Source organism: Streptomyces sp. NBC_00029 (assembly GCF_045160505.1).
GTDB lineage: Bacteria > Actinomycetota > Actinomycetes > Streptomycetales > Streptomycetaceae > Streptomyces.
In genome coordinates this window covers 8,586,993-8,613,433 of the sequence record NZ_CP108292.1, presented here as the reverse complement: position 1 = coordinate 8,613,433, position 26,441 = coordinate 8,586,993, and the positions used below count along the sequence as shown (strand labels likewise).

Here is a 26,441-nt window from a genome sequence, read left to right as displayed (position 1 = left end):
GTGCGGCCGGGGCCGGGCCTCAGACCCGTACGAGCCGTTCGCCGCCCGGCTCCGCGTGGGCCTCGGCCAGGCTCTCCGGCCCGGCCATCAGGATCGACCGCTGCAGGCGCCGCAGTGCCACGGACGGCTCGAGTCCCAGCTCGCGCACGAGCGTCGCGCGCAGCCGCTGGTACACATCCAGTGCCTCGCCCCGGCGTCCCGACCGGTGCAGGGCGAGCATGAACTGCCCGTGCAGGTTCTCGTGGGTGCGGTACCGGGTGACCAGTACCGTCAGTTCGGCCAGCAGCTCCCGGTGGCGTCCCAGCCGCAGGTCGGCCTCGATGCGCTGGTCGAGGGCGCACAGCCGGGTCTCCTCCAGGCGCCGGGTCTCCATGTCCAGCTGGACGCCGCCCTGTACGTCGGCGAAGGCGGGCCCGGACCACAGGGACAGGGCCTCCCGCAGCAGGCGTGCGGCGCCGGGGAAGTCCCCGGCGTCCATCGCGCGGTAGCCGGTTCCCGCGAGCCGGTCGAACTCGCGCACGTCCAGGGTCCCGCCGCCGCTGCTGAGCAGGTATCCGCCGGGCAGTGTGACCAGGATGTCCTTGGCGGTCCGGCCGGCCGGCTCCCCGCCCCCTTCTGCGCTCCCACTACCGCCCTCGCCCGAAACCGAAGCAGCAGCAGCGCCCTGCTCCAGGGCGGCCGCGATCAGTGCCCGTAACTGCAGGACGTAGGTCTGCAGTGTCGTACGGGCACTGCGCGGCGGTTCGCCCGCCCACAGCTCCTCTATGAGTGCCGATACGGGCACCACCTGATCGGCATGGAGGGCCAGGAGGGCCAGGACCTGCCGGGGCTTGGGGGCGGTCGGCGTGATGGAGATCCCGTTCTCCCGCACCGCCAACGCGCCCAGTACATCGATGTCCACGCCGTACTCCCCTGTCCTTGGATGAGTCGCACAGCCAGTAGAAAACAGGACCGGCGGTTTGTCAATATCAAACCGGTCGTGCTGTTTTGACGATCCGGCACATCTGACTGACCCTCAAAAACCTACGGTGAACTGGCCTTTCGCCTTCCCGGCCTGGGTCCGGAGCCGCTGCAGCCAGGCCTCGATCGGCCCTCGACGCGGGCCACAGGAACACGGTCTGCCCCACCGGAAAGAGACCAGTCAGTCTGATTCGGTGGTCCCGGACGGCGGCACCGGGGTGCCCGCCGGCGAGCCCTGGGGCAGCAGGGCGCCCAGGGTCGCCTCCGCCGCGAGGCGCGGCAGCATCAGTGCCCAGAACCGGGTGAGGGTGTGCGGCGCGACCCACTCGCGGTCGCAGGCGCCCAGGACCTCCAGCCCCACCGTGGCGGCCACCACCCCGCGCGCCGCGTCCTCATGGGCCAGGCCGCGGGCGAGGGAGCCCTCGCGCGCCGCGGCGGCCACGGCCTCCTCGACCCACAGCCGCCACTGGCGGCGCAGGTCCACCCCGCCGCTCCAGGAGGGGTCCGCGCACAGCCCGAAGCCGGCCCGCACCACCACGTCGTGCGCGAGGAGGGCCATCAGGGCGTGCGTGGAATCGACCAGCACCTGCAGGAAGCCGCCCCCGGCGGCGGGCTGCGCCGGCCGGCCGGCGGTGACCGGGATGATCCCGCACAGCGCCCGCGCCGCCCGGTCCTCCACGGCCTGCGCGAGCGCGGTCTTGCTGGCGAAGTGGAAGTGCAGCGCCCCGGCGCTCACCCCGGCCCGGCGGCTGATCACCGAGATCGACGCGGTGACGAACCCCTCCTCGGCGAACACCTCCGCGGCCGCACGCACCAGCGCTTCCCGCGTGCGAGCGGCACGTTCCTGCTTGACCATGGAGTCTCCACAAACCGCCAACGCGGTTTGCCCAAGAGGGTATTCAGATCGTTGCGGGTCACAGTCGGTGCCGGAACCGGAGCCGTGCTCGAGTCCCGCTCGAGCCCAGTGGCCCCACCGGCCCCACCGGCCCCGCCGGCCCCTCCGCCCCCGCCCGAGCGCCCCGGTTCCCCGCCGGCCCGGATTCGGCGCCGGCCCGGATTCGGCGCCGGCCGCCGGCCTCAGTTCAGGGCCGGCTCGGACTCCTGCGCCGCGCCGGGGCCCGTGCCGCGCCTCATCTCCGCGCTCACCCGCTCCCCCCGGTCGGGGGCCATGTCGAGCCGGGCGAGGACCGCGGGCGTCGAGATGCTGGGGCAGATGTGCTGGTAGACGGCGGCCACCCGCTGCTCGATGTCCGCACGGTCGCTCAGGGTCTGCGAGTAGATCTGCGCACCCGTCCAGCAGGCGGAGAGGATCCAGGCCGTCTCGGCGGGGTCCACGTGCGGCAGCAGTTCGCCCTGCTCCTTCGCCCGCACCAGCAGGGTCCGCGTGAACTCGATCCAGCCCGGCACCGAGCCGCCGCCGAAGATGTCGCGCATGCCCGGCCCCAGGGAGAGCCGGGCACCCGCGCTGAGCATGGGCTCGCGCTTCATCCGGTACGCCAGCACCATGGCGACGTCGACGAGTTCCTGCAGCTTGCTCTCCCGGTGGGGCACCCCGCCCTCGGCGAACTGCTCGTCGAGCACGCCCTGGGCCAGCTCCTGCTTGGAGGAGAAGTGGAAGTACAGGGCGCCCTTGGTGACGCCCGCCCGGGAGAGGATGTCCGCGATGGTGGCCGCGTCGTAGCCGCGCTCGTCGAAGACCGCTGCCGCCGCCTCCAAGATCGCGCGCCGCGTACGTACCGCACGCTCCTGCCGTGCCACGGGTGCCTCCGTTGTCCATGGGTCCGTTGCCGGTGGATCCGCGTCGCGGATCCACCGCCCCATTAAAACCAACCAGAAGGTCCGATTCTTTTCAAGCAGGCCCGGTCCGGCCCCGGCGCGATCAGTCGCTCACGTGTGCCGCCGGCCCCAGCACGACCGGCAACTCCCGCAGCCCGTTGGAGATGAACGACTCCACCCGTGGCAACTCCCCCTCGCCCGCGGGGGCCAGGGCCGCCGCCGGGAACCGCTCGAAGAACCGCCGTACCGCCACGGCGCACTCCAGCCGGGCCAGGGCCGCGCCCAGGCAGTGATGGGTGCCGAACCCGAAGGACAGGTGCTGCCCGCGCGTCGGGCGGGTGACGTCGAACTCCTGTGCCCGCTCCCCGTGCACGGCCGCGTCCCGCCCCGCCGAGGCGAACGACACCATGATCGGGTCGCCCTTGGGGATGACCACCTCCTCCCCCATGTCGATGTCCTCCACCGCGAACCGCAGCAGCCCGTACGAGGCCGGCGGCTCGATCCGCGCCGCTTCCTCGACCACGTCCTCCCAGGAGGCGAGCCCCTGCCGGACGAGCGCCAGCTGGCCCGGACTGCGCAGCAGTTCGTGCAGGGCCGTGCAGATGAGGTTGACGGAGGTCTCGTACCCGGCCGTGAAGAGCAGGATCAGGGTGTCGGCCAGCTCCTTCTCGCTCAGCCGCGCCCCCTGGCCCCCGCCCCCGCCGTCGTCACCGTTGCCGTTGCCGTTGCCGTTGATGCTGCTGGCGCTGCCGCTGTCGTCGCCGGCGCCGTTGTCGCGGGCCGCGATCAGCGCGCTGGTCATGTCGTCGCCGGGGTGCTCGCGCCGGTGGGCGAGCAGGTCGGCCATCGTGACGTGCAGGTCCTGCGCGTTGCGCTGCGCCTCCTCGGCCGTGATCGCCGTGTCGAAGAAGGCGTTGATGATTTTGTGCAGGGGGGCCCAGGAGTGCTCCGGGATCCCGAACAGCTCGAAGACGATCCGCGTCGGCAGCTCGTGCGCGAACTCGGTGCGCAGGTCCACCGCCTGATGGGGTGCCAGTGCGGCGAGGCGGTCGAGGAGTTTGCCCACGACCTCCTCGATCCTGGGCCGCATGCCGCCCGCGCGGCGTGCGGTGAACGCGGCGGCGGCCGGTCTGCGCAGTCTGGTGTGCTCGGCCCCGTAGGCGGTGATCATGTTCTGCACGGAGACCCAGATCGCCAGCGGCCACTCGGCTCCGACCTCCCCGTCGATCCACGCCGGCCAGTGGCGGTAGGCGTCCTTGGACACCCGCGGGTCCACCAGCAGCCTGCGTATGTCGGCGTGCCGGGCCACGGCCCAGGCGGTCACTCCGCCGGGCAGCATCACCGGCGTCGCGGGCGCCTGTTCGCGGATGAGTGCGGCCTCGGTGTGCATCTGCGCACCGGAGACGTCGATCGCAATCGGGCACTGACGGTTCATCTGGGGCTCTCCATGATGGGCGGCGGTTGTCGGCGACGGGGTGCAGCGGAGTGTCCACACCCTGTATTTCAAAACCGCCCATCCGGTTTTCAATTCACCGGCGGCGGCCCCGAGTCTGGCACGGCCCGCCCCTCATGCCAATGGTTTTCGGGGCACGGCGGGTGCCGTGTCGGCTGCCCGGGGCGGGCGCGGAGCGGGCTGGTTGAACAGTTGGCGCCTGCACCCTGTCCGACCGGCACATATGACCGGAAGGCCAGCTCTCACTTGGGGTGGGGGGCCTGCGGCCCGAGGGGGCATCGCCGTGTCGGATATCCGCTGGTCGGGGTCGTGGGGGCGTTTCCAATGGCTGTCCGGCGGCCGGTGGCGGGGATGCGCGGGCCGCATCCTGCCCCTCTGAGTACCTTGCAAACAAAACCGGAGAGTACGTATCTTGCGTCTCGCGAGCGGAACCCGTCCCATCCGTCGAACGGCTCTGCGGGAGAACTCCATGACCATGCTCACGATCGGAAAGACCGCGCCCGTCCTGCCTCTTCCGGGAGAGGGGCATCCGTGGATGCGCTGCAACGACGCCCGCTCCCTGACCACCACGGTGCCCAGGGAGTACGTCCACCGCAGCTCCCTCGCCGAGGTCTTCCTCACCGGCTGCGACCGCACCGGTGAGGACACCTTCTCCCTCACCGGGCAGTGGCCCCGCGCCCACACGTTCTTCACCAGCGCCGACGGCGCCAGCCACGACCCGGTGCAGGCCGGGGAGACCGTGCGCCAGGTGGGGCTCTACCTCTGCCACGCCGTCTACGGGGTCCCGCTCGGCCACAACGTCCTTCTGTGGAGCCTGGACTTCACGACGGCGCCGGGCGGGCTGCGCATCGGCCGCGGGCCGAGCGACCTCGAGATGACGGCGGTGTGCACGGACTTCGGCTGGAAGGGGAACCGGTTCTCCGGGTTCCTGGAGGTGGACATCCGCCGGGGCGGCGAGCTCGCCGGCACCGGCACCGCCCGCTTCAGCTGCGTCGCCCCCGCCACCTACCGGCGGCTGCGCGGCGACCGCGGTCTCATGGCGTTAACCCGGCCGCTGCCCCGCCGCACCCCCATGGCCGCCGCCTCCGCCGGCCGGCTGCTGCCCTTCGACGTGGTCCTGGCCCCCGCCGGCCGGCCGGGCCGCTGGCAGCTGAGCCCCGACCTGGACCACCCGATCCTCTTCGAGCACGCCAACGACCACCACCCCGGCATGGTCCTCGTCGAGGCCGCCCGCCAGGCCGCCTGCGGGCTCCACGCCCCCGGCGGATTCACCCCCTCGGGCGTCGCCACCGAGTTCCGCCACTACGCCGAACTCGACGCCCCCTGCTGGATCGACGCCACCGTCCTGTCCCCGGGCCGGGTGGAGGTCACCGGCCACCAGGAGGGCCGTACCGTCTTCCGCTCCACGGTGACCGGCGCCGCCTGAAGGGACCCCGCCCACCCCGCGGCGTACTGCCGCCGCACCCGCCGCCCCGCACCCGCCCGCTTGGACCCGCCGCCCTGCACCCGCTGCGCTCCCCGCGGCCGGGAGCCGGCGGCGCGGGCGGCGGGGCGGGGACCGTACGGCGTGGCGGGGGTGCGCCATGGCGGGGGCCGGGGGCTGCGGGCCGGCTCCTGTGCGGGCGGCCGGTGCTGTCACACGGCGGCCGGGGCCCCGCCGCCGCCCCGGTACCAGGGGGCGCAGCGGGCGAACGCCTCGGGGAAGGGCGGCCCCGGTGATGCCTTCAGCCCCGCCCACAGCCGCCCGCTGTCGTACCAGTGGTCCACCGCGAGGAGCCTCAGCCGCCGGCGCAGCGCCGGATCCGTCCCGCCCGTGCCGCCCAGCAGTTCCAGTGCCCGGGGGATGTCCACGTCCCCCGCCGGCAGCGGCAGGGCCAGCTCCCGCGTGACGGTCTCCACGAGTTCGCGTGCGGTGACCGGCTCGGGATGACCGGCGTGCAGTACACCTGCCGGGGCGTCCTCCTCGCGTACGGCCAGCTCGGCCAGCGCGCCGGCGAGGGCGTCCACCGACGTCAGGGACATCCGGGCCCGGCCGCCGTCCACCCAGTGCGGCAGCCCGGCCAGCAACTGCAGCAGCGAGGGCACCACCCAGCGGTCGCCCCGCCCGTACACCAGGTGCGGCCGCAGGACCGTACCGCCGGCCGCGAGCACCAGCCGTTCGCCGGCGAGCCGGGTCACGCTGGTCACCGAGGCGGGCTGTTCGGGGAGTTCGCCCTCGGCGGCGCCGCGGTGGGCGCCGTCCCCGTACACGGCCGCCGTGCCCAGCTGCACGATGCGCCGTACCCCGGCCCGCCGTGCCTCCGCGAGCAGTGCCCGGGTGCCGTCCACGTTCACGGCCCGGCACTCCCGCAGGGTTCCCCCGATGCGTGAGGCCAGGTGCAGCACCGTGGTGACGTCCTCGCAGAGCCCGCGCAGCGATGCGGCCCGCGCCAGGTCGCCCCGTACGGTGTCGGCCCCCGGCGGTGCGCCGGCCTCGTGGACCAGCGCCCGTACGGGCACGCCCGCCGCCAACAGGCGTTCCACGACGGGGGATCCGGCGAACCCGGCGGCGCCGGTCACCAGTACGATCCGGTTCTCTCTCTTCATCACGCGGCCCATTCCACCGTGTTACGGTCGCGCGGTGACGCTGGGAACGGATAAATCTCTGCTGGCGGGCAAATCGGCGCTGATCACGGGCGCGAGCTCCGGCATCGGGGCGGCCGCTGCCCGCGTGTTCTGCCGGGAGGGCGCCTCGGTGACCCTGGTGGCGCGCCGGGAGGCCCAACTCGCGGCGCTCACCGCGGAACTGCGCGCCGCCGGCCACCGGGCCCAGTACGTGGTCGCGGACGTGACCCGCACCGAGGACGTGGCGCGGGCGGTCAAGGAGGCCGTCAGCGTCTACGGCCGCCTGGACGCGGCGTTCAACAATGCGGGCATCGGTGCGCAGCCGGCGCCGATGCACCTGCTGGACGAGGAGACGTACGACAGTGTCATGGACACCAACGTGCGGGGTGTCTGGAACTGCATGCGTCACGAGATACGCGCGATGCTGGCGACCGGCGGCGGCGCGATCGTGAACAACAGCAGCACGGCCGGCCTGGTGGCCACGCCGGTGACGGCGGCCTACATCGCGTCCAAGCATGCGGTGCTGGGCCTGACCAAGGCTGCCGCCTGCGAGTACGCCGCCCAGGGCATCCGGGTGAACGCGATCGCCCCGGGCTCCACCCGCAGCGAGATGATCGACGCCTGGCTCCGGGAGAACCCGGCGATGGAGGAGGTCCTGCTGGCCTCGGCGCCGCTCCCGCGGATCGCCGCACCCGCGGAGATCGCCGAGTCGGCGGCCTGGCTGTGCAGCGACCGTGCCTCCTTCGTCCTGGGCACCACGCTCTCGGTCGACGGCGGCTGGACCACCCGCTGACCACCCCGGTTCGCGGCAGGTGGTGTCCGGTCAGGCGTGGTGCCGCATCAGGTGGGCGAAGGCGGTGCGGGCGAGGACGTCCAGGGCCTCGGGTGTCGCTTCGGGGGCGAGGGCACGGAAGGACGCGACGAAGGCGTCCGACTGCGTGCACAGGGTCCGCACCTCCAGGGCCTGGGTCAGGCGCGGTATCACCTCGTGGAAGCAGTAGGGGTGCTCGGATTCGATGAAGGCCTCGAGGCTCTCCTCGTAGGAGGCGTGCTCGCCGTCGTAGGCCCAGCCGTCCAGCGACAGCAGCAGCGGCCACTGGGCCCGCACCTCCCAGGCGGTGAGCGGTACGTCCTCGTAGGAGGGGTCCCCTTCGCGGTCCGCGAGGCGCAGCAGCAGGGCCAGACCGGTCATGAACTGCGGCAGGCTGTCCGCTCCGGCGGCCGCCGTCCAGGTGCGGCGGGTATCGGGCGGGCAGGTCGCGAAGAACTCCTGGGTGAACCCCGTTGCCAGGTAGTCCAGTTGTGAGGCGAGCGAGCGCAGGGAGCCGCGCCAGGCGGTGTCCCAGTGGTTGGCCCGCATCGTCCGCCTGAACCGCAGGACCTCCCACTCCAGCGGGTCGGTCCCGCCCGCGGCGAGGCCGACCAGGTGCGCGATCGGTCCGCTGGTGAACATGCCTTCCGGGTGCAGTGCCATGCTCCCTCTCCCCCTTCGCCGTTGCGGGTCCATCCAACCCCCTTGCGGACAGCGGGGGCGGCCCGGGGGCGGCGGCAGTGGGGGTGGCGGGGGCAGTAGGGGTGGGGGTGGTGGTGTTGGTGGTGGGGGTGGTGGCGGGGACAACCGGCCGGCCCGGTTCCGCGTCCTTGCCGTGGAGAGCCGTCTCCGGGCCACCGGTGCGGGAGAAAGACCAGACCTGGAGGGCGTCATCGGCACGTTCACCCCTGACCGGCCCGATGCGGGCGCACGGCCCCGCAGGACGGCCGGAACCGGCAGGGTGCTGCTGGGCTGCCTGGCGGGGATCGTACTGACCGCCGTGGCCCTGACCGTGGCGTGGTGGCCGCGGACGGAGGTGACGTACCGCAGCACCGCGCCCGCGGAGCCGGTGTACGACGACCGGTCACCGCACTACCTGGGGCTGGTGCACGAGCAGACCCTGTCCGGGCGGCAGTCCTACCGGATGGTTGTCGGCAGGTACCCCGGGGTGGCCTACGGGCACTGGGTGGACGTCGAGACCGCGTGGGGGGCGCAGGGCATCGAGTCCACCACGTGGACGGAGGCCGGTGTGCGCGTCCGCTTCCGCACCGGTCACGAGGTCTTCGTGCCGGCCCGTTTCTTCCTGCACGGCAGATGAGACCGCGCGGCCGTCACACGGCCGTCGCCCCGCGGGCGGGCCGGTCGGGCCTCGCGCAGCGGGCCGGTGGCGTGACGGCTGCGCGGGCGACGGGGGGCCGGGCGGGCGGGTGCCGTCGGCCCGTTCGCGGCGGCGGGCGGCCCGCGGCACGGCTGGTGCGCAGAGCGGGCCCACGGGCGACGTCGATGGCCAGGGCCGCGGAAGGGGTACTCCTTCGCCGCCGCCACCTGCAACGGCGCCAGGACCCGCACCGGTGGCCAGGGGCGGCGGTGAGGAACGCCGGCGTGCCCGCCCCTACCAGGTCCCCGTTGCGGCCCGCCGCCGTATCCGGCAGGGGTGCCTGAACGGCGGCCACGAGCAGGACCAGAAGCAGGACCAGAGGCAGGGCCATGGGCAGGGCACACGGCCAGGCCGGTGCCGGGAACGCGAGGGCCGGGGACAGCAGCTCAGCGCGAGGTTGCCGGTGTCGCCCCGGCCGGCCGCACCCTCGACGCCGCAGGACGGCAGGGCGGCAGGGCGGCAGGGCGGCAGGGCGGCAGGGCGGCAGGGCGGCAGGGCGGCAGGGCAAGGTTCCCGGCGGTGCGGGAGCCGGTGAACACCACCACCCCCCTCGGCCCGCAGGAGCCGGTGGGACACACCGGCACTGTGGTGGCCGGTGGCCGCCGCCGTCCGGTGACGGGCCGCAGGGCGGGACGGCACCGGATGACGGCGGGGAACACCGGCGACGGGCCGCGGGCCGGGAACGGGGGCGTGGGGCGGGGGCGTGGGGCGGGGGCGTGGGGCGGGGGCGGGGGCGGTCGAGGGGGTGCGGGTTCTGCGGGCGCGTACCACTGTGGTTGCAGCCGGACGCTCCCCTCGGCGGTAGGGGACATCAGCTCCCGGCGGGCCGACAGGGGCGGCGGCCGGCGGCTGCGTTGCCGGCGTTGCCGCCCGTTCCGCAAGACCGTGACGCAGGAGCGCCGCATGCTGACCCGTTTGGCCGATGACAACCGCAGGCGAGTGGTGCGGGGCATATCCCTGCTGCTGATCGCGGTCACCGCGCTCCTGGGAAGCGCACCCGGCAGCGCCGGAGCAGCCCGGGCCGCAGGGGGCGGCGGGGTTTCGGGGGGCGGCGCGGTGCCCGTTCCGGTGCTGTCCTGGGGGCCCTGCGACGGGGCGGGCGACGGCTTCGAGTGTGCGACCGCCCGGGTGCCCCTGGACTACCGCCGCCCCGCCGGCCCCGCCCTCTCCCTCGCGGTCACCCGCCGGCCCGCTGCCGACCCGGCGCACCGCACCGGTGTGCTGGTGCTGCACCCCGGCGGGCCCGGCAACTCCGGGGTGAACTTCGCCCGCAGCAGCTACGAGGCACTGCCCGCCTCCCTGCGTGACGCCTTCGACGTCGTCGGGTACGACATGCGCGGGGTGGCGCGCAGCGGGCAGGTGGAGTGCTGGAACGACCAGGAGTACACGGCGGCCGTCGACGGTGCGCGCGGTGTGCCCGGCCCGGGGGCCGTGCAGGAGGCGGTGCGCCAGGGCCTCGACTTCGCCCGGGCCTGCCGGGAACGCTCCGGGGACCTGGTGCCGTTCATCGGTACCGGGTCGAACGCCAGGGACATCGACCTGCTGCGCCGGGCCCTGGGCGAGGAGACACTGTCCTTCTACGGGCGTTCCTTCGGCAGTTACGTCGGTACCGTGTACGCGGCGCAGTTCCCGCGGCGGGTGCGGGCCATGGTGCTGGACGGGGGCTACGATCCGCGCCGCTATGCGGATGTGCCGTACGCCTACGACGGCGGGCAGTTCGCCGCGCTGGACGCGGCGGTCGGCCGGTTCCTGAACTGGTGCGGGCACGACGCGGCCGTCTGCGGGTTCGGGGAGGGCCGGCCGCGGCAGGCCTTCGAGCAGCTGAAGCGGGATCTGGACGCCGATCCGGTGATCACGGCGAGCGGGCGCCCGGCCACCGGGTACACACTGGCCTACCGGCTGATGTTCAGCATCAACTCGGGCAGGGAGATCTGGCCCGATCTGGGGCAGGCGCTGAAGGCGGCCCAGGAACGGCGGGGTTCGTTCCTGCTGTCGCCGCCCTCGACCGCGTCGTTCGACTTCCTCAGCGTCAACACGGCCGTGGAGTGCGCCGACCGCCTCTATCCGGGCAGCCGGCTGCTGCTGGGCGCGACGGTCGGCGCCGAGGCCGCCGCGGCCCCGCTGCTGGGACCGCCCATCGGGCTGGGGCCGCCGGCCTACGACCACAACCACGCGCCCGCCTGCGCCCAGTGGCCGGCCCAACGGCCGAGCCGGTTCACAGGCTCCTACCGGGCGGCCGGGTCCGCCCCGATCCTGGTGCTGGGCACGACCGGGGACCCGGACACCCCCTACCGGGACGCGGTGGCCCTGGCCGGGACGCTGGAGGGCGGGCGGCTGCTGACGTTCGCCGGTGAGGGGCACACCGCCTACAACCGGAGCGCGTGTGTCAGCGCGCTGGTCACCGACTACCTCGCCACGCTGGCGCTGCCCGCGCGGGGCACCGTGTGTGCGGACGAGGCCGGCCCGGAGCCGGCGGGCCGTCGCACCACCGGCATCGAGGCCGACGAGACACAGGATGTGATCCCCGCCCTGCGCTGAGCCGGCGGCGCGTTGTCACACCCAGGTGTAGTTCTCGTCGGTGACGGCCTCCAGGGCAGTGTGGGCGGGGGCTGCGCGGGGGTCGGGCAGGGCCGCGAGGGCGGGCCCGATCGGCGGGAAGAGGGGCAGAGCGGCCGTCCTGCGGTAGTCGACCCACTCGATGACACCGGTCTCGATGCTGCCGTCGGGGAGTTCGTCCTGCTCGAACTCCGCGAGGGTGGCACGGATTTGGGGGGTGATGTGGAGGCGGTGGATCAGGTGGAGCTTGCGCGGCGGCGGGGTGGGGCCGGGGCGGGTGACCCGCTGGTCGACGACCCACAGCAGGTCGCCGCCCTCGGCCTGCTCCGCGTCGAGGCCGAGTTCCTCGGCGAGTTCCCGGTGCAGGGCCTGCCGCAGGTCCTCCCCGTCCTCGACGTTGCCGCCGGGCGGCGTGTAGTGGGTGGACCGGGCACGGTCACGGCGGATCAGGGCGACGTCGTTGCCGCAGAACACCAGCGCCCCGGCCCGGATCCTGATCCGCGAGAACGGGACACCCGCATGGTCACCAGTACCAGTCATGACCACCAGTATCACCGACCACCGCCCACCGCCGCAGCAGCCGGGGGCGGCGGCGGGGGCGGCAGCAGCCGCCCGCGTACGGCCGGCTCCCATACCCGCAGAGCCCGGCAAGGCTCAAGCACGCGGACGTGCCGGGCAGCACACCCCGGACGTCCCGGACCCGACCGGAGCGCCGGTGCCCGGCACAAGAGCCTGCGCGCCCGGAGGCATCCCCGGGAAGCCGCCCACCGGCGAGGACCCCACCTGCAGGCCCAGATGCACGGCTCCAGGCACCGGGCCGGTTCCACCACGTGTGTCCCGGCCGGGGACCGGGCCCGGGACCGCGCACAGCGGCACGTACGCGGGAACCGGCGAGGACGACGACCGCGGCCTTCTCCCCGTGCTGCACGCGGGGGGGGGCTGGGCCAGAACGAGTTGGGCGACTGCCCCTACGCGAAGACCGCGTGAGCGGCCGGACCGGCCCCGCGGGCCGGCAGGCGCGCCGGCCGGTGTGCATGCGGCGGAAATCCGTAACTGATCCGCCGTGCGGGGCCGTCGAACAGAAGCAGGAAGAGGCGGAGGACGCCGGCGCCGACGGCCATCACGTCGCGGGCCGCCAGGAGCGACCCGCTTCTCCGGTCCCAACACCGGGCCGATTCCACCAGGTGCGTCCCGGCCGGGGACCGGGCCCGGGGCCGCGCACAGCGGCGCATACGCGGGAACCGGCGAGGACGACGACCGCGGCCTTCTCCCCGTGCTGCACGCGGGGGGAGGTGGGCCAGAACGAGTTGGGCGACTGCCCGGACGCGAAGACCGCGTGAGCGGCCGGACCGGCCCGGCGGGCAGGCGGGCGCGGCCGGTGTGCATGCGGCGGAGATCCGTAACTGATCCGCCGTGCGGGGCCGTCAAGCAGAAGCAGGAAGAGGCGGAGGAGATGGAGGAGGCCTGCGCCGGCGACGATCAAGTCGCGGGCCGCCAGGAGCGACCAGCTTCTCCGGGGACCCGATGACCCGACGACCCGGTGACCCGGTGACCCGACGACCCGGTGACCCGATGGTTTGGTGGCCCGGTGGCCCGGTGACTCCCGGAGGGTCATGCGTCACCGGGGTGGCACAGGCACGGCAGGCCGGCCCGGGCGGGGAGACGGTGACACACCCGACCGAACACGGTGGCCACGGCCAGGGCTCAGCAACGGTGGCGGGCATACGGGACGGCGGCAGTCCGCAACGGCACGGCCGCCGCCCTCATGTCGTCGGCGCACAGTCCCCGAACGTGCCCAGGGCCCAGCGACGGTGGCGGGCATACGGGTCGGCGGCAGTCCGCAACGGCACGGCCGCCGCCCTCATGTCGTCGGCGCACAGTCCCCGAGCATGCCCAGGGCGCAGCTGCCCGGGCAGGAACCCGTTCCCGGCCCCAGGGGAGCACTGACCGCCACCGCCTGCCATGCCGGGTCGCTCTCCCCTCGATGTACCCGTGCAACCCCTCTCGACACGAACTCCGTTACGGTGCCGGGGCCGGGGGGAGTGACCATGCCGGTCGCCCCTGACACACACCGCCGCACAACACGGCTCAACACACCACTGGCCCCACTCCACTGCACTCCACTGCACTGCTTCGCAGCGCATGCCGCGGCCTCGTCCGGGTGAGGTACAGCCACTCCCCCAGGCGGGCGGGGCGGGCCGGCGGGGGTCTGGCAGGAGGGGTCTCTGGCAGGGGTGTTGTGCGGGCGGGCTGTCGGTGTCCGGGCCGTGCGGGTTGTTCCGCAACGGCCCTTGCGGGGTTCCGCGGTGCGCGGGCGGTACATGATCCGCTGTCACGGGTACACGTAGTGCGTACCATTCGCGTCCCGGTATCCCCTTCAGTCACAGACATCGAGGAACCCATGAACACCACGGGCAGCAACGTCACGCGGGTCAAGGACGATTACGCCGAGCAGATCGCCGGTGATCTCGCGGCGAACCAGGCAGCGCAGGAACAGAGGCGCACCGAACTGCAGCGGCTGCAACAGGAGATCGGGGAACTCGAGGAAAGCGAGAAAGTCCTCCTGAGGATGCAGGACGCGTTGGGCATCGCCGCCAAGCCCGCGCCCACGCCCACGCCTGCGCCTGCGCCTGCGGGGCAGCCGGCCGCCAAGCGCAGCGTGAAGCGGGCCGCAGTGCCTTCAGCGCGCAGTGCCGCCGGGGGTACGAAGAAAACCCCGGCACCCACCACCACCACCACCGCCACCGCCACAACGGCTGCGACTGCGGCGGCGAAGGCCCCGCGCGCCCGCAAAGCAGCCGGTGCTGCCGCACCCGTGAAAGAGAAGACAACCGGTACCACCGCACCCGTGAAAGAGAAGACGGCAGGTGCTACCGCACCGGTGAAGGAGAAGACGACCGGAACCGCCACGATGGCGAAGGAGAAGACAGCCGGAACCGCCGCAGTCGTGAAGGAGAAGACAGCCGGTACCGCCGCACCGGTGAAGGAGAAGACGGCAGGTGCTGCCGCAGTCGTGAAGGAGAAGACGGCAGGTGCTGCCGCGGTCGTGAAGGAGAAGACAACCGGTACCACCGCACCGGTGAAGGAGAAGACGGCAGGTGCTGCCGCGGCGGTGAGGGAGAAGGCGGCTGGTGCTGCTGCGGTGAAGGGGGAGACGGCAGGCCCGTCCTGGCTCGAACTCGTCACGGCCGCCCTGGCCGGCGGGAAAGAGCCGAGGTCGGCCGCCGAGGTGACCGAAGCGGTCAGTGCCGCCCACCCCGGACGCAAGGTGAAGGCCGCGATCGTCCGCAACACCCTCGAACAGGGTGTCGCCCGCGGGCTGCTGGAACGTTCCAAGCAGGGCCGCTCCGTCTACTACAGCCCCACCAGCCCTGCCCCAGTCACAGCCGCGGACGCCAGCCCGACCCAGCCGTAACAGCCGCACCCGCCATGCCCCGCCATGTCCGGCCGGCCCATCAACGCAGCCACACATGATGCCCTACCCCGGGCGGGCATCCACCCCGCCCCGGGCAGGCATTCTGCCGGGGCCGTCAGGCGGGACCGCACGTACGCGTGGGGGCGGCGGGCGGGGCCGGATGTACGCGGTGGCGGGGTGCCGGCTGCGGGTGGCCGTGTCGGACGGTGCGGGGGCTGTCCTTTAGGGTCCTTCACGATGACCCGCCGGGCGGTCCGTGCGGTGGCGGCCGGCAACGGTCGTGGGGGCAGGGGGAACTGATGGAGACTTTGCGGCCCGGTGACCCGCTGGAGATCGGCGGGTACCGTCTGCTGGCGCGGCTCGGCTCGGGGGGCATGGGCGAGGTGTTCCTGGCCCGGACGGCGTCCGGGCGGGCCCTGGCCCTGAAGACCGTGCACCGTGAACTGAGCGCGGAGGCGGACTTCGCGCAGCGCTTCGACCGTGAGATCCGCACCAGTGACCGGGTGCGCTGCGCGTGGACGGTGTCGGTGGTGGACTTCAGTCCGCCGGGGGCGTCGCCGCAGTGGCTGGCCACCGAGTACGTTCCCGCGCCGTCGCTGGGCGACTGGGTGCACGGGCGGGGACCGCTCGGGGCCCCGGCCGTGTGGCGCCTGGGACAGGAACTGTCGGCCGCGCTGGTGAGCGTACGGGAGGCGGGAGTCGTCCACCGGGACATCAAACCGGCGAACGTGCTGCTCGGGACGGAGCGGCCCTTCCTGATCGATTTCGGTATCGCGCGTACGGCCGGTGATCCGCGGCACACCCGTACCGGCACGGTCATCGGCACACCGGGTTTCCTGGCACCGGAGCAGGCCACCGGGGCGGTGGCCGCAGCGGCGGCCGATGTGTTCTCCCTCGCCGCGGTACTCGTGTACGCGGCGACCGGGCGCAGTCCGTTCCTTGCCGCGGGGGAGGAACTGGACCTGCCGGCGCTGCTCTACCGGATCGTGCACGACGAGCCGTTCCTCGACGGTGTCCCGCCGGCGCTGCTGCCGCTGGTCGGTCAGTGTCTGGCGAAGGACCCGGGGCAGCGTCCCACCGCGGCCGAGGTGTCGGCCCGCCTGGACGGTGGCCCGCAGCAGGACTGGAGCACGGTGATCCCCCCGGCCCTCACGGCGGAGGCGGCACTCCGGCAGGGCAAACTGGGCCGTCTGCTGGCCGCACCCCACCCGGCACCCGCCACACCCCCACTCCCGACACCAGGACCGGTGCCGGTGCCGGTGCCGGGTGGTCCCGTGGCGGCCGCACCCCCGACGGCAGACACCACACCCCCACCCCCACCGGCAATCGCGCCCCCACCCGCGTCCGCAATCGCGTCCGCGCCGACACCCGCGGGCGGGTCCGTGCCGGGGGCTGCGGGCGGGTCCGGGGGCCGGTGGGCGGTCCTGTCGTCCCGGGGAGCCGGAGCGGCCGCGGGCGCGGCCGTCGTCACCGCCGCCGTCGCACTCGCGGTGTCCCTGCCCGGACGCACCGACGGCAACACCACCACACCCGCCCCCACCCCCACCTCGGCCGCCCCCTCCGCACCACCGGCAGCAGGGGCGGCTGCGGCGGGCGCGCTGCCGGCAGCCTGGTCCGGCACCTGGTCCGGCACCGGCCCCGGGACACCCGACGCCGACGGCATCTCCCGTGCACGGACCGGGGAGTTCACCGTGACGGTCACACTCAACGGCGGGACGGTGGGCGAACTCGTCGGCCGGCAGGTCAGCAACCTGAAGGAAACCGCCACCGGCCGGAGCCTGGGCTGCACCGAAGCCCTCCAGCTGCGCCAGACCCGCGGGAACACGGCTGTGTTCGAGGCGGTCACCAGCCACCCCACCGACCGCACCGCCGTCCTGGACTGCCCCCGCAACAACCTGTACGTCCTGACGATGACGGGCCCCGACCGGCTCACCCTCGAATCGGAAGGAGCCCAGTCCGCGGGCGCCCCCACCGCACTGACCCGCACCCCCTGACAGCCACGGCCTTTGACCTCAAGCGGACTTGATGTTCTAAACCTGGGGCATGACCTCACCCCTGCGTATCGCACTGATCATCGCCAGCACCCGGGAAGGCCGGTTCGGCCCCACCGTGGCCCGCTGGTTCGAAACCGTCACCGCCGGCCGCACCGACATCGAACTGACCCTCGCCGACCTGACGGACGCCGACCTCCCCGCCCACTGGACCCCCGACCTCACCCCCCAGGGGCGGGCCTTCGTCGAACACCTCGCCGCCTGCGACGCCTACATCGTCCTGACCCCCGAGTACAACCACTCCTTCCCCGCCTCCCTGAAGCAGGCCATCGACATCGCCGGGCCCGTCTGGAAGCGCAAGCCCGTCGGATTCATCTCCTACGGCGGCCTCTCCGGCGGCCTGCGCGCCGTCGAACAACTCCGCCCGGTCTTCGCCGAACTCCACGCCGCGACCATCCGCGAAACCGTCAGCTTCCACCAGTTCCCCTTCGACCGGGCCGGACAGCCCCACGACCACACCAACGCCACCCAAGCAGCCACCACCCTCCTCGACGACCTCGCATGGTGGGGCCACGCCCTGCGCACCGCCCGCCGACCCGACCGGGCACGGACCGAAGCGGCCTGACCCCCACCCGCCCGCCGTTCCCGCCCGCACCCACCCCGGGCAAGCCGCCCAGGCGCACCGCCCGGGAAGGAAAACATCCCGCGGCAGGCAACGACAGGCCGACACACAACCACCAGGGCGCGGAGATACCCGCCCCGGGCGGGGCTCCCGGACGCACCCCTGGGGAAGAACACCCCGGCGGAACGCAGCAGGCCCACACCCAACCCGCCGGGCACGGAGGCGCCGCCCCGGCGGCAGCCCCTGAACCCGTACGGCCGGACACCCCGGCCCGCCACAAACCCCGCCGCAACCACTACGGGCAGGAACGACCCCTGCCCGGCTCGCCCACGGGCAGACGCACCACCACCCACGGCCGTGCACGATCACACAGCCGGAAGGATGCGGGGCACGGCACTGGCCAGGAAAAGGGCCACGTCACATCACCGTCGACGACACCACCCACCAGGTGACGCGTCCCAGGGGGGGGCCGGCCCCGCCCAGGAAACGGGCCGGCCACCCCTCACCCACGATCGAACACACCGGCCAACCCGGCACCACCCCCGCCACCAGCCATCCCCACCCGGCAACCGAACCGGCAGCCCCTCCACCCCGGCTCCCGGCCCCACCATCCGCCCCGCCCCTGACCCGCAACCGGAGCCCGCAACCCCAGACCCCCGCGCCACCTCAGCCAGAACCAAAACCCCCAGCCCCCTCACTGACGCGCGCAGCACACCGAAACCCACCACCCCAGTGACCGGCCACCGGGCCGGTGCCCCTTCCCCGCTGCCCGCTCCCCCACCGGCCCGCCGGCCCACTCGCGCGGCTTCGTCGACCAACTGCGGCCCACAGCATCACCCGCGCCCCGACCACAGTTCCTCAAACCCCTGCATTGATGAGGCTCGTCGAAAACGCCCCACCCCCTGATCGGGAGTGACCCCACACCTACCCGATGGCTCCCCCCAGCAACGGGGCACCCGACCTGCGACCGGGGGGCCCAACGCCAGCACACAGCCCGGCCGCAGGCGCCCGGGGGGCCACACGAGCACCCGACGACCACGGCCGGCTCGAGGGCCTTCTGCCGTCCAGTGACGCGCGCCGGCACTACGGGGGACGGCATACCCGTCACCAGCGCCATACACCGACGCCACACGGTCTTCCCCGCCACCCCGGAACCAGCCGGAACCGGTACTCAAAGCGAGCCAGGCATGGGAGCAGAACCGGAGCCGGAGCCGGTACTCAAAGCCAGCCAGCATGAGGAGGCAGAACTCGCTGCCTCCCGACCAGCATGCTTCCCGGCATGCCGGCCAAGACACACACACCACACCGAACAACCCTGCCCACACCCCCCCGGCCCGGCACCCGATTCCCGGTTCGCGGCTCGCGGCTCGCGGCTCGCGGCTCGCGGGCCTGTCCCCTCCCCCGGCCGGCTCAGCCGCGAACCGCGCGGGACAGACCGTCCACACCCAGCGCATCCAGACGTGCCTGCGCCGACCGCAGATGACCCTGGTCCATACCGGGCAGCACACGCAGCAGAGCAACCAGCCCCGGCCCCGACTCCACCACCGCAGCCCGCTCCCTCACCTGCGTCCAGCAGTACAGAGCACCCGCAGCCGCCGCATACACCTCCGGCGCAGCCACCCCCTGGCACTCCACCCGGACCCGGCAGGCCCCCGCCCACAAACCCGTCGCGACAAGAAAGTCACCTGCCATCCGCGCCAGATCAGCACGGATCTCCGTCCACTGAACCGCCTCCACAGACGACCCCCCGTACAAGCCCCCCGCGTACTCCTCCCACACCCGCGCCAAAGAAGCCGCCTCACCATGACGTCCCCCCGACGCCAGCCAGTGAATGTAAGGCCGCGGATCCCCACCACCCCCCGGCAACCAACCCCCACCAGGAACAGCCAACTCCCCCCGTTCCGGCCCTCCCTGACCAGGCCGGCTGTCCAACACCAGCCGCCCCACCCCCAACCGGCCCGACCCAAACCCGTCCGGCGCAAACCCGTCCGGCCCAAGACGGTCTGGGCCAAGCCCGTCCGAGTCCAACCGATCCAGCCCAACCTGATCCATGCCAGGCCCGTCCGACCCACCCCGATCCCGATCCGGCTCAAGCTGTTCGTGCAGCGGCTCATGGGGCCGCTGCACCGACTGCCGCTCCTCCGCCAACGGCTGTCGCTGCTGCTGTTCCTGCACCGGCGAAGGCTGCAACAGCGATTGCGGATGCTGCTGCCACAGCGGTTGGGATTCCTGCGACAGCCGCATCAGCGGCAGCGGTTGAGGGTCCTGCGGCAACCGCTGCGCCCGTGCTTGGGGTTCGTGCGGCGAACGCTGCTGCGGCAGCGCCTCCTGCTGCTGCCCGTTCAGCGGCTGCTGCGCCGGCCGGTGTGGCGGCTGCCCGTACGGGTGCTGCTGCCCGGGTGCGGGGCGCATGCCCAGCTCGCGGGCGGTCGGCACGACCAGCGCTCCCGACGGAAGTCCCGCAGCCCCCACCGCAAGGACATGCACCTGCACATCTGCCGGCCTCACCGGAGCACGACGCAACTGATCGATCCACTGCCGGGTATACCCACTCACCCCACCACCCCCCGCCACCGAACCCGGCGGGCACACCACCCCGTACACGTCGACACCCGACGCCACCGGCGGCAGACCGCCGTACTCCCCCAGCAGCGGCCACGCCTCCCGGTCCGCCACAAGATCCACCCACACCGTCGTCGAACCAGCCGGCCGACCCGCCAGCACCCCGCCCAGCCACTCCCACGGCACAGCCGTGTACCGCACCGCAGACGAAACCGTCCCCGCCAACGCGAAATACAGACACCGCCCACGCCGGTCAGCCGTCAACCGACCCGACAAATACACCAGCAACGGACCCGGAGCCGCAGCAGCCGAACGCAACCGCGTCAACACCGTATTCGGATCCCGCACCCCGTCCAGAGCCACCATGTCAGCCGGAACATCACTCCCCAGCAACACACCCGCCGGCACCATCGCCAACGCGCCCAGATTCACCCCCGGATCCAACTCCACCACCCGACGACGCACAGCAACATCCCCCGCCACCAGCAGAACATGCCCCCGCCGGCACCCCGGCCCAATGAAATCCATGAACAGACCGTACTCACCCCACACCCACCACCACCAACACCACCACCCCCACCACACCACCCTGCCCGGCCTGTCGTCCGCACCACCCCGCACCGTTGAGCCGGCGCTCACCGGCCACGTCCATTCCCCTGACCCGAGCGGTCTGCTGCCGGTGGGCCACCACAACTGCGGCCGGGGCCGGCCTCCTGTCGTTAACCATTCCCGCCGGACAAACCACGCCCTAAACTGCGACCGCTTCACAACCTCGCGATCATCAGGAGAGCGCGCAAAATTGAACCGAGCTTCGGGGCAGGGAAAACCTGGTCAGAGACCGGGGAGCACAGGGACGCAACCCCCGAGAACCGTCCACGCAGAAATCCAGAAGCCACAGGACCTGGGAACTTGGACCGCGTCCTACGTGGTGAGGCGGACGAGTTCCTCGTAGCAGCAGAGGGCTGAGGCGAGGCCGAGGCGGGCCAGGTAATTGCGGGGGTGGCATGCGCAGCGGTGTTTGAGTCGACGGTAACCGGTCAGCCAGGACATGGTCTGTTCGATGACCCACCTGCGGCGCCCGAGCCATTCGGAGGACTCGGTGCTCTTGCGGGCGATACGGACGCCGATCCGCTTGCCATGGAGCCATTTCCGCAGTTCAGGAATGTCGTAGGCCTTGTCGGCATGGAGGCGTCGGGGCTTGAAGTGGCGGCCGCGTTGGGGGTCGTGTCTCGTCTGGTGACCGAGCACCATGGGCTTCAGCGCTTGGCTATCGTGGGTGTTGGCGGCCGAGACGCCGACAACGAGAGGCAGTCCGTTCGCGTCCGGCAGGACGTGCATCTTGGATCCCGGATCACCCAGGTCCACGGGGCGCGGACCTCTGAGATCGCCCCTCCTTTTTGGCCCTCATGTGGGCGGAGTCGAGGACCGCGCGTGAAAGATCGAGCAGACCGGCGTCGTCGAGCCGGAGCAGGATCTCCTCGTGCAGCCGGCCCCACACTCCGGCCCTCGACCAGATCAGGAACCGGCGGTAAGCGTAAGCCGTCGACTTCAAAATCCCGGAGCAGGGCGGCAGGGACTGCTGGGTTAAGCACGCCCTGGCGGCAGCACGACGGCAGACAACAAGGTCACTCCCGGCCCACAGGGTGGGCCGCCGTCGTGCCGGTGAGGTGCAGGAATTCAGAGGCGCCGCTGCCCGTGCGTCTCATACCCTCGGCCGCACTGACCCGTCGAGTATCAGCAAGGACTTTGTGAATCACTCCGATCTCCTCGCCAAGGCCCCCTCGCTCGCGGCCGGCATGGCCGCCGCCGATCACAGCCCGGACACCCAGCTGGCCCAGACTCGCCACCGCGCCGCGCTCGTGGCGAGCTGGCACATCGCACCCGGCTCAACCGTCCTCGAGTTGGGCTGCGGCCAGGGCGACATGACCGCCGTACTTGCAGAGGCGGTCGGGCCCGAAGGGCGCGTGGTGGCCGTTGACGTGGCCGCACCCTCCTACGGGGCGCCGGTCACGCTCGGAGAATCAGCAGCCCGGCTCGCGGCGGGCCCACTCGGGCCGCGCATCGACTTCCGCTTCGGCACCGACGTCCTCGACCCGTCGGTCGACTTCCCCGAAAGCACCTTCGACCATGTGGTGCTCGCCCATTGCTCCTGGTACTTCACATCGCTCGGGCAACTGCGCGACACGCTGGCCCGGGTACGGCCGTGGGCGCGGCGGCTGTGGTTCACCGAGTGGGACCTCACGCCTGCCTCCGACGACCAGTTGGCGCATCTGCTTGCCGTGCTGATCCAGGGGCAGACCGAAGCCGCGGGATCGCATGGCCAGGGCAACGTCCGCACGCCTTTCTCCCGTGAGGGCCTGCTGCGGCTCCTGTCTGAAGCCGGCTGGACGGCCGACGGCAGCGAGCCGGTCAATACTGAAGAACTTCAGGACGGCGACTGGGAAATCGCAGCTTGCCTCGACCTGGTGGGAAACGACGGGCGTCTGGCCGCGCTGCCCGAGCCGGTGCGACAGCTCGTCCTGAGTCAGGCCGACGTTCTCCGGGCCATTGCCAAGCCGCGCGGCAACCGCGCGCTCGCCGCGTATTCAGTCACCGCGCGCTGACATACGGCCCCAGCGTCCAGCCCGGTCAGAGTTCAGTGAGATCAGCCAGCCTTACGCACCTCCGCCGCCGGGCCGCCACATCTGGGACACCGCCTCGGCAGGGCACCGCGCCCTCCCGGAGTGGTCCGGGCCGTCGGACTGCGCCACACCTACTTCCCGACCCCCGCCGACACGGCAGTCCGGGAGGGCCGTCCCCCGCGCCACCACAAGGAATCGACGGGTGAGCCGTGGCGCGATGCCACGGACATCGACCCGTCCCCGCCAGCTGGGCGGCGGGACAGATGATCTCCACCAACTCCGGCCTCAACTGGTTCTGCACTGCGCTCCTGGCCGGCCTGCCGAAGGACGCGCAGCTCGCCGAGATGCGCACCACCGTCCCCCTCGGGAACACCGGTGCCGGGTACGGACTGGGGATCATGAGCGGGCCGCTGTCGTGCGGCGGCCCCTACGGGGGCCACGACGGCGCCATCATGGGGTACGGGATCCGCGGCGCGGTCACCGACGACGGTCGCGCGGCGGCGAACGTCACGGTGACCGCCGTTCCGACGGACGTGGCGACCACGAGGCGCGTCGAGAACACAGCGGACACGGCCCTGTGTGCCGCGAAGCAGAAGTAGCCGGACAGACCCGGAGGAGGGGGTTGCAGAAGGCCGTGCAGTACGCACCGCGGCCATAGACCCCACCGGTTCACTGCTGGCAGCGCCCGAAGGTCACGACGTACGTTCCGGCCTGGCTCGCGCCGGCCCCGGCCCGGTCAGCCGAACCCGGCTGGGCCCAGGCGCCGATCTCTCGCATAGCCGGGTCGAGGATGATCTGGCGGTGGCCCCACGTGCTCACGTTCATCCACCAGTTGACCGCAGCATTCGCGGTCCCCGAGCCGCCCCAGCCGGTGTAAGTGATCTCGGCGACGGCCCATGACCTGGGGTTCGGGCAGTAGCCCGCGGCTTTGATCCGGCTCTGTGGTGTCGAGCCGGTCTGTGGGTTGCGGTGCGAATCCTTGCCCGGACCCCACCACTTCAACTGCACGGCGGCGGCGGAGTGCTGCTGCGCCGCAGTTGTCAGCGCCTGGTTCGTGGTGAGGGCTGGCAGGCCCCTCAGCGTGCGCTGGTTGTTGATGAGGCATACCAGCGCGTTCCGTACGGCGCTGTCGTTGCTGCTGTTCGGGGCTCGGGCAGCGGCCGCCGCGTCGCACGTGACGGCTGTCGCCGGCGCTGCCGATACTGGGACCACTGCGGCCGACAGGACTCCGGCCACAGCGAGACCTCGTGCGGTTCGGATGAACGAAGCGTGCCTGCTCAAGGAGGTCCACCTCCCGGGAACACGAACAGTGGTTTCCAACAGTGGAGGCGCCACGTCGCGCCAGTGGCGGCGGCACGTGGCACGGCCCGCCGCTACGGCTTCTCTTCCCAGGTTGCCAGCCGACGAGCCGACCCGCCATCCAGGCCCCGGGCAGACGTACAGGCGCGCTCTCCGACATGTCCGAGGGGCCGCGGCGGAACCGTCGTCCCTGCGGGATTCACCGGACTATCGCTTTGAGGCGTGACCGATCCAGGACGTCACCGGGGAACCGGACCCCTGGTTGCGGCGCAGGCAACGGGTTGCCGACTATGCGCACGGGTGGTGGCGCCGCAAGCCGCTCGCTACCCGGAGCTCCGGCCAGGAACGGGAGATCTGCGCCTGACGTCGGCCCCTGGACGGTCAGGCGGCCTGCGTGGCACCGCCGCGTCACATCTGTCGGGCGGCATGGTCCGCCACGGCAACGCGTGAACCGGCCTTGGAGAGCGGGCATGCCGCCCTCCCCGGCCGAGGTGTCGCCGATCCCTCGCGGAGGCTGCCTGCGGGGCGGACGCGCATCAGGCCTCGACCGCCTGCGGCCCGTCAGCCCCCGTCCGGCAGCGGGACCTGTCCTGCAGCCTTCTGCACCTCGGCCTCCAGGTCGTCGCGCTCCAGACCGAGCGTGTCCGCGTAGTGCTCCAAGGCCGTATCCAGCAGCCACCAGGGCTCACGTGCGTCCTCCCACGCGTCCCGCCAGGTCACGTTCTGTTCGTCGGTCCACTGAGCCGCGTCGCCGAGTTCCTCCTGAAGGCGCATCAACCCGGCGTGCGCTTCCTCGGATGCTTCCTGCAGCTCAACCAGTTCGTCCAGTGCGTCAGACAGTCTGATTTCCACCCCGGCATCCTACGTGTCAAGAACCGGCCGGCCCGCAACAGACCTCCGGGACCATCCTGGTGGGCCGCTCGGCGGACGGCCGGCGCCGTGCCTCCGACCCCGGCACCGGGTCGATCAGCGGGCCGCGGTCGTAGTGCCCGCCGGCGAGCCGTCCGGGATCCGCACACGTACCGGGGAACACCGAACGGCTCACGCCACGGCGGGCCCGCCGCCGGACACCGGCAGGAACAGCACAGCGTCCAGCCACACGGAACACGGGCACCGCAGGGCAGGACACGCAAGCATCCAGACACCGGGACAGGAACACCGGCAGGCAGCACCCGAACCGGATGCCTCAACCGCCGGGAAAAACCGGCAACACCGCAACAGGCAGCCGCCGGACACCCACACCGACACCACAGCCCCTCCACCCGACCACCTGGTCTACCCTCGGTCGGATGATCACCCACATCAACCAGCTCGGACCCGAAACACCCCACACCGGACCCGCACCCACCGGCACACAAGCCATCGTCTGGTCCCTCGACACCACCGCCCACACCATCGGCGGCCACCACATCCACGACGCACACACCATCCTGGACACCGAAGAACGCACCAAAGCCGCCCGCTTCCTACAACCCGACGACCGCCACCGCTACACCACCTCCCACCTCGCCCTCCGCATCCTCCTCGGCAAATACCTCAACCAGCCCCCCCAACACATCACCCTCACCCGCGAACCCTGCCCCACCTGCGGCGGCCCCCACGGCCGACCCGCCCTCACCCACCCCAACCTCCACTTCTCCCTCTCCCACAGCGGCAACCTCGCCTACATCGCCCTCGCCGCCACCCCCGTCGGCATCGACATCGAACAAACCCCCACCCCCCAAACCGTCAACGACATCATCAACACCCTCCACCCCACCGAAACCACCGAACTCAAAGCCCTCACACCCGACCAACAACCCCCCGCACTCGCCCGCCTCTGGGCCCGCAAAGAAGCCTGCCTTAAAGCCACCGGCACCGGACTCTCCCAAGGCCTCACCCACCCCTACGTCAGCACCCACCCCACCCCACCACCCACCCCCGGCTGGACCCTCACCGACCTCCCCGCCCCCCACGGCTACACCGCCGCCCTCGCCCAAACCCAACCACCCACCACCCCACACCACTCACCCACGACCGCCGCTCAGTCCGCGGAGCCCCACCAGCTCCGACTCGGACACACCTCGGTCGCCCGGACGGATTCGACCTGAGAGCCTCACGTACGTGGCTACTGACACCGAGACGGGAGAGGTGCTGCACCAGCGCGGCTGGCGTACGGCGTACACGGTCGCTGAAAGGTGAACTCGTGGCACGCCCTGGTGAGCGCCATCGAACGCGGCTACGGCGACGCCGCGATCGCGTCAGCGGCGGAAGAACGCATAGACCCGGCCCCACGGAGGCAAGTCGGCCAGCATCGCCCGGTGTCAGTACGCTTCCGGCTCCCCGCCCTGGCCCTGCATCCCACCCGGCGCCGGCAGGCTCGGCCGACACCAGCGAGCTGTTCAGGAGGCTCT

20 protein-coding genes and 1 pseudogene are annotated in these 26,441 nt (G+C 72.3%); 10 read left to right on the top strand and 11 right to left on the bottom strand.

The features are described from left to right. Positions 1-19: 19 nt before the first annotated feature. From OG753_RS39650 to OG753_RS39635, 4 genes are all read right to left on the bottom strand, one after another. Positions 20-901, bottom strand: a complete 882-nt coding sequence (locus tag OG753_RS39650) for an AfsR/SARP family transcriptional regulator (protein ID WP_327260176.1) — start codon at positions 899-901, stop codon at positions 20-22. A 240-nt stretch (positions 902-1,141) separates the two neighbouring features. Beyond that, positions 1,142-1,816, bottom strand: a complete 675-nt coding sequence (locus OG753_RS39645) for a ScbR family autoregulator-binding transcription factor (protein ID WP_405786673.1) — start codon at positions 1,814-1,816, stop codon at positions 1,142-1,144. Positions 1,817-2,037: 221 nt separating this feature from the next. After that, positions 2,038-2,718 (bottom strand): ScbR family autoregulator-binding transcription factor, encoded by a 681-nt coding sequence (locus OG753_RS39640; protein WP_327260178.1) that lies wholly within the window; start codon positions 2,716-2,718, stop codon positions 2,038-2,040. A gap of 121 nt (positions 2,719-2,839) precedes the next feature. Beyond that, positions 2,840-4,171, bottom strand: coding sequence for a cytochrome P450 (locus tag OG753_RS39635; RefSeq protein WP_405786674.1), 1,332 nt, complete (start codon positions 4,169-4,171; stop codon positions 2,840-2,842). Between the two features lie 487 nt (positions 4,172-4,658). On the opposite strand from OG753_RS39635, the gene OG753_RS39630 reads away from it, so the two are divergent. Further along, the gene (locus OG753_RS39630; protein WP_327260180.1) at positions 4,659-5,615 is read left to right on the top strand and encodes a ScbA/BarX family gamma-butyrolactone biosynthesis protein; all 957 of its coding nucleotides are present in this window, start codon (positions 4,659-4,661) and stop codon (positions 5,613-5,615) included. Between the two features lie 209 nt (positions 5,616-5,824). Here the strand turns inward: OG753_RS39630 and OG753_RS39625 are convergent, their stop codons facing one another. After that, positions 5,825-6,775: an NAD-dependent epimerase/dehydratase family protein gene (locus OG753_RS39625; protein WP_405792478.1), complete on the bottom strand. Its 951-nt coding sequence runs from the start codon at positions 6,773-6,775 to the stop codon at positions 5,825-5,827. Positions 6,776-6,809: 34 nt separating this feature from the next. Here OG753_RS39625 and OG753_RS39620 point away from each other — a divergent pair, with 34 nt between their 5' ends. After that, positions 6,810-7,586: a glucose 1-dehydrogenase gene (locus OG753_RS39620; RefSeq protein WP_327260181.1), complete on the top strand. Its 777-nt coding sequence runs from the start codon at positions 6,810-6,812 to the stop codon at positions 7,584-7,586. 30 nt (positions 7,587-7,616) lie between these two features. On the opposite strand, the gene OG753_RS39615 is transcribed toward OG753_RS39620, so the two are convergent. Further along, entirely contained in the window at positions 7,617-8,267 is a 651-nt protein-coding gene (locus OG753_RS39615) for a hypothetical protein (RefSeq protein ID WP_405786675.1), read from the bottom strand. A gap of 172 nt (positions 8,268-8,439) precedes the next feature. On the opposite strand from OG753_RS39615, the gene OG753_RS39610 reads away from it, so the two are divergent. Then, a complete protein-coding gene (locus OG753_RS39610; RefSeq protein WP_405786676.1) occupies positions 8,440-8,922 on the top strand; it encodes a hypothetical protein in 483 nt (160 codons plus the stop codon). Positions 8,923-9,885: 963 nt separating this feature from the next. Beyond that, on the top strand, positions 9,886-11,520 hold the full coding sequence (locus OG753_RS39605; RefSeq protein ID WP_405792469.1) for an alpha/beta hydrolase: 1,635 nt from the start codon (positions 9,886-9,888) through the stop codon (positions 11,518-11,520). Between the two features lie 15 nt (positions 11,521-11,535). On the opposite strand, the gene OG753_RS39600 is transcribed toward OG753_RS39605, so the two are convergent. Then, a complete protein-coding gene (locus tag OG753_RS39600) occupies positions 11,536-12,078 on the bottom strand; it encodes an NUDIX domain-containing protein (protein ID WP_327260185.1) in 543 nt (180 codons plus the stop codon). A 1,861-nt stretch (positions 12,079-13,939) separates the two neighbouring features. On the opposite strand from OG753_RS39600, the gene OG753_RS39595 reads away from it, so the two are divergent. From OG753_RS39595 to OG753_RS39585, 3 genes are all read left to right on the top strand, one after another. After that, positions 13,940-14,953, top strand: a complete 1,014-nt coding sequence (locus OG753_RS39595) for a hypothetical protein (RefSeq protein ID WP_405792467.1) — start codon at positions 13,940-13,942, stop codon at positions 14,951-14,953. A gap of 299 nt (positions 14,954-15,252) precedes the next feature. Further along, complete coding sequence (locus OG753_RS39590) at positions 15,253-16,947, top strand: serine/threonine-protein kinase (protein WP_405792465.1); 1,695 nt, start codon at positions 15,253-15,255, stop codon at positions 16,945-16,947. Positions 16,948-16,996: 49 nt separating this feature from the next. Then, positions 16,997-17,569: an NADPH-dependent FMN reductase gene (locus tag OG753_RS39585; protein WP_405792463.1), complete on the top strand. Its 573-nt coding sequence runs from the start codon at positions 16,997-16,999 to the stop codon at positions 17,567-17,569. A gap of 1,407 nt (positions 17,570-18,976) precedes the next feature. Here OG753_RS39585 and OG753_RS39580 read toward each other — a convergent pair. Together OG753_RS39580 and OG753_RS39575 are read right to left on the bottom strand one after the other, a co-directional pair. Further along, on the bottom strand, positions 18,977-20,656 hold the full coding sequence (locus tag OG753_RS39580; protein ID WP_405792461.1) for a hypothetical protein: 1,680 nt from the start codon (positions 20,654-20,656) through the stop codon (positions 18,977-18,979). Between the two features lie 393 nt (positions 20,657-21,049). Then, a pseudogene (locus OG753_RS39575) lies at positions 21,050-21,707 on the bottom strand (IS5 family transposase); the annotation flags it as partial. 169 nt (positions 21,708-21,876) lie between these two features. Here OG753_RS39575 and OG753_RS39570 point away from each other — a divergent pair. Continuing rightward, complete coding sequence (locus OG753_RS39570; RefSeq protein WP_405792459.1) at positions 21,877-22,731, top strand: class I SAM-dependent methyltransferase; 855 nt, start codon at positions 21,877-21,879, stop codon at positions 22,729-22,731. Positions 22,732-23,012: 281 nt separating this feature from the next. Continuing rightward, on the top strand, positions 23,013-23,348 hold the full coding sequence (locus OG753_RS39565; RefSeq protein ID WP_405792457.1) for a hypothetical protein: 336 nt from the start codon (positions 23,013-23,015) through the stop codon (positions 23,346-23,348). Between the two features lie 70 nt (positions 23,349-23,418). On the opposite strand, the gene OG753_RS39560 is transcribed toward OG753_RS39565, so the two are convergent. Both OG753_RS39560 and OG753_RS39555 read right to left on the bottom strand, forming a co-directional pair. Next, on the bottom strand, positions 23,419-23,985 hold the full coding sequence (locus tag OG753_RS39560) for a CAP domain-containing protein (protein ID WP_327260193.1): 567 nt from the start codon (positions 23,983-23,985) through the stop codon (positions 23,419-23,421). A gap of 624 nt (positions 23,986-24,609) precedes the next feature. After that, a complete protein-coding gene (locus OG753_RS39555) occupies positions 24,610-24,900 on the bottom strand; it encodes a hypothetical protein (protein ID WP_405792455.1) in 291 nt (96 codons plus the stop codon). 437 nt (positions 24,901-25,337) lie between these two features. On the opposite strand from OG753_RS39555, the gene OG753_RS39550 reads away from it, so the two are divergent. Further along, positions 25,338-26,138, top strand: a complete 801-nt coding sequence (locus OG753_RS39550) for a 4'-phosphopantetheinyl transferase family protein (RefSeq protein WP_405792453.1) — start codon at positions 25,338-25,340, stop codon at positions 26,136-26,138. Positions 26,139-26,441: the final 303 nt, after the last annotated feature.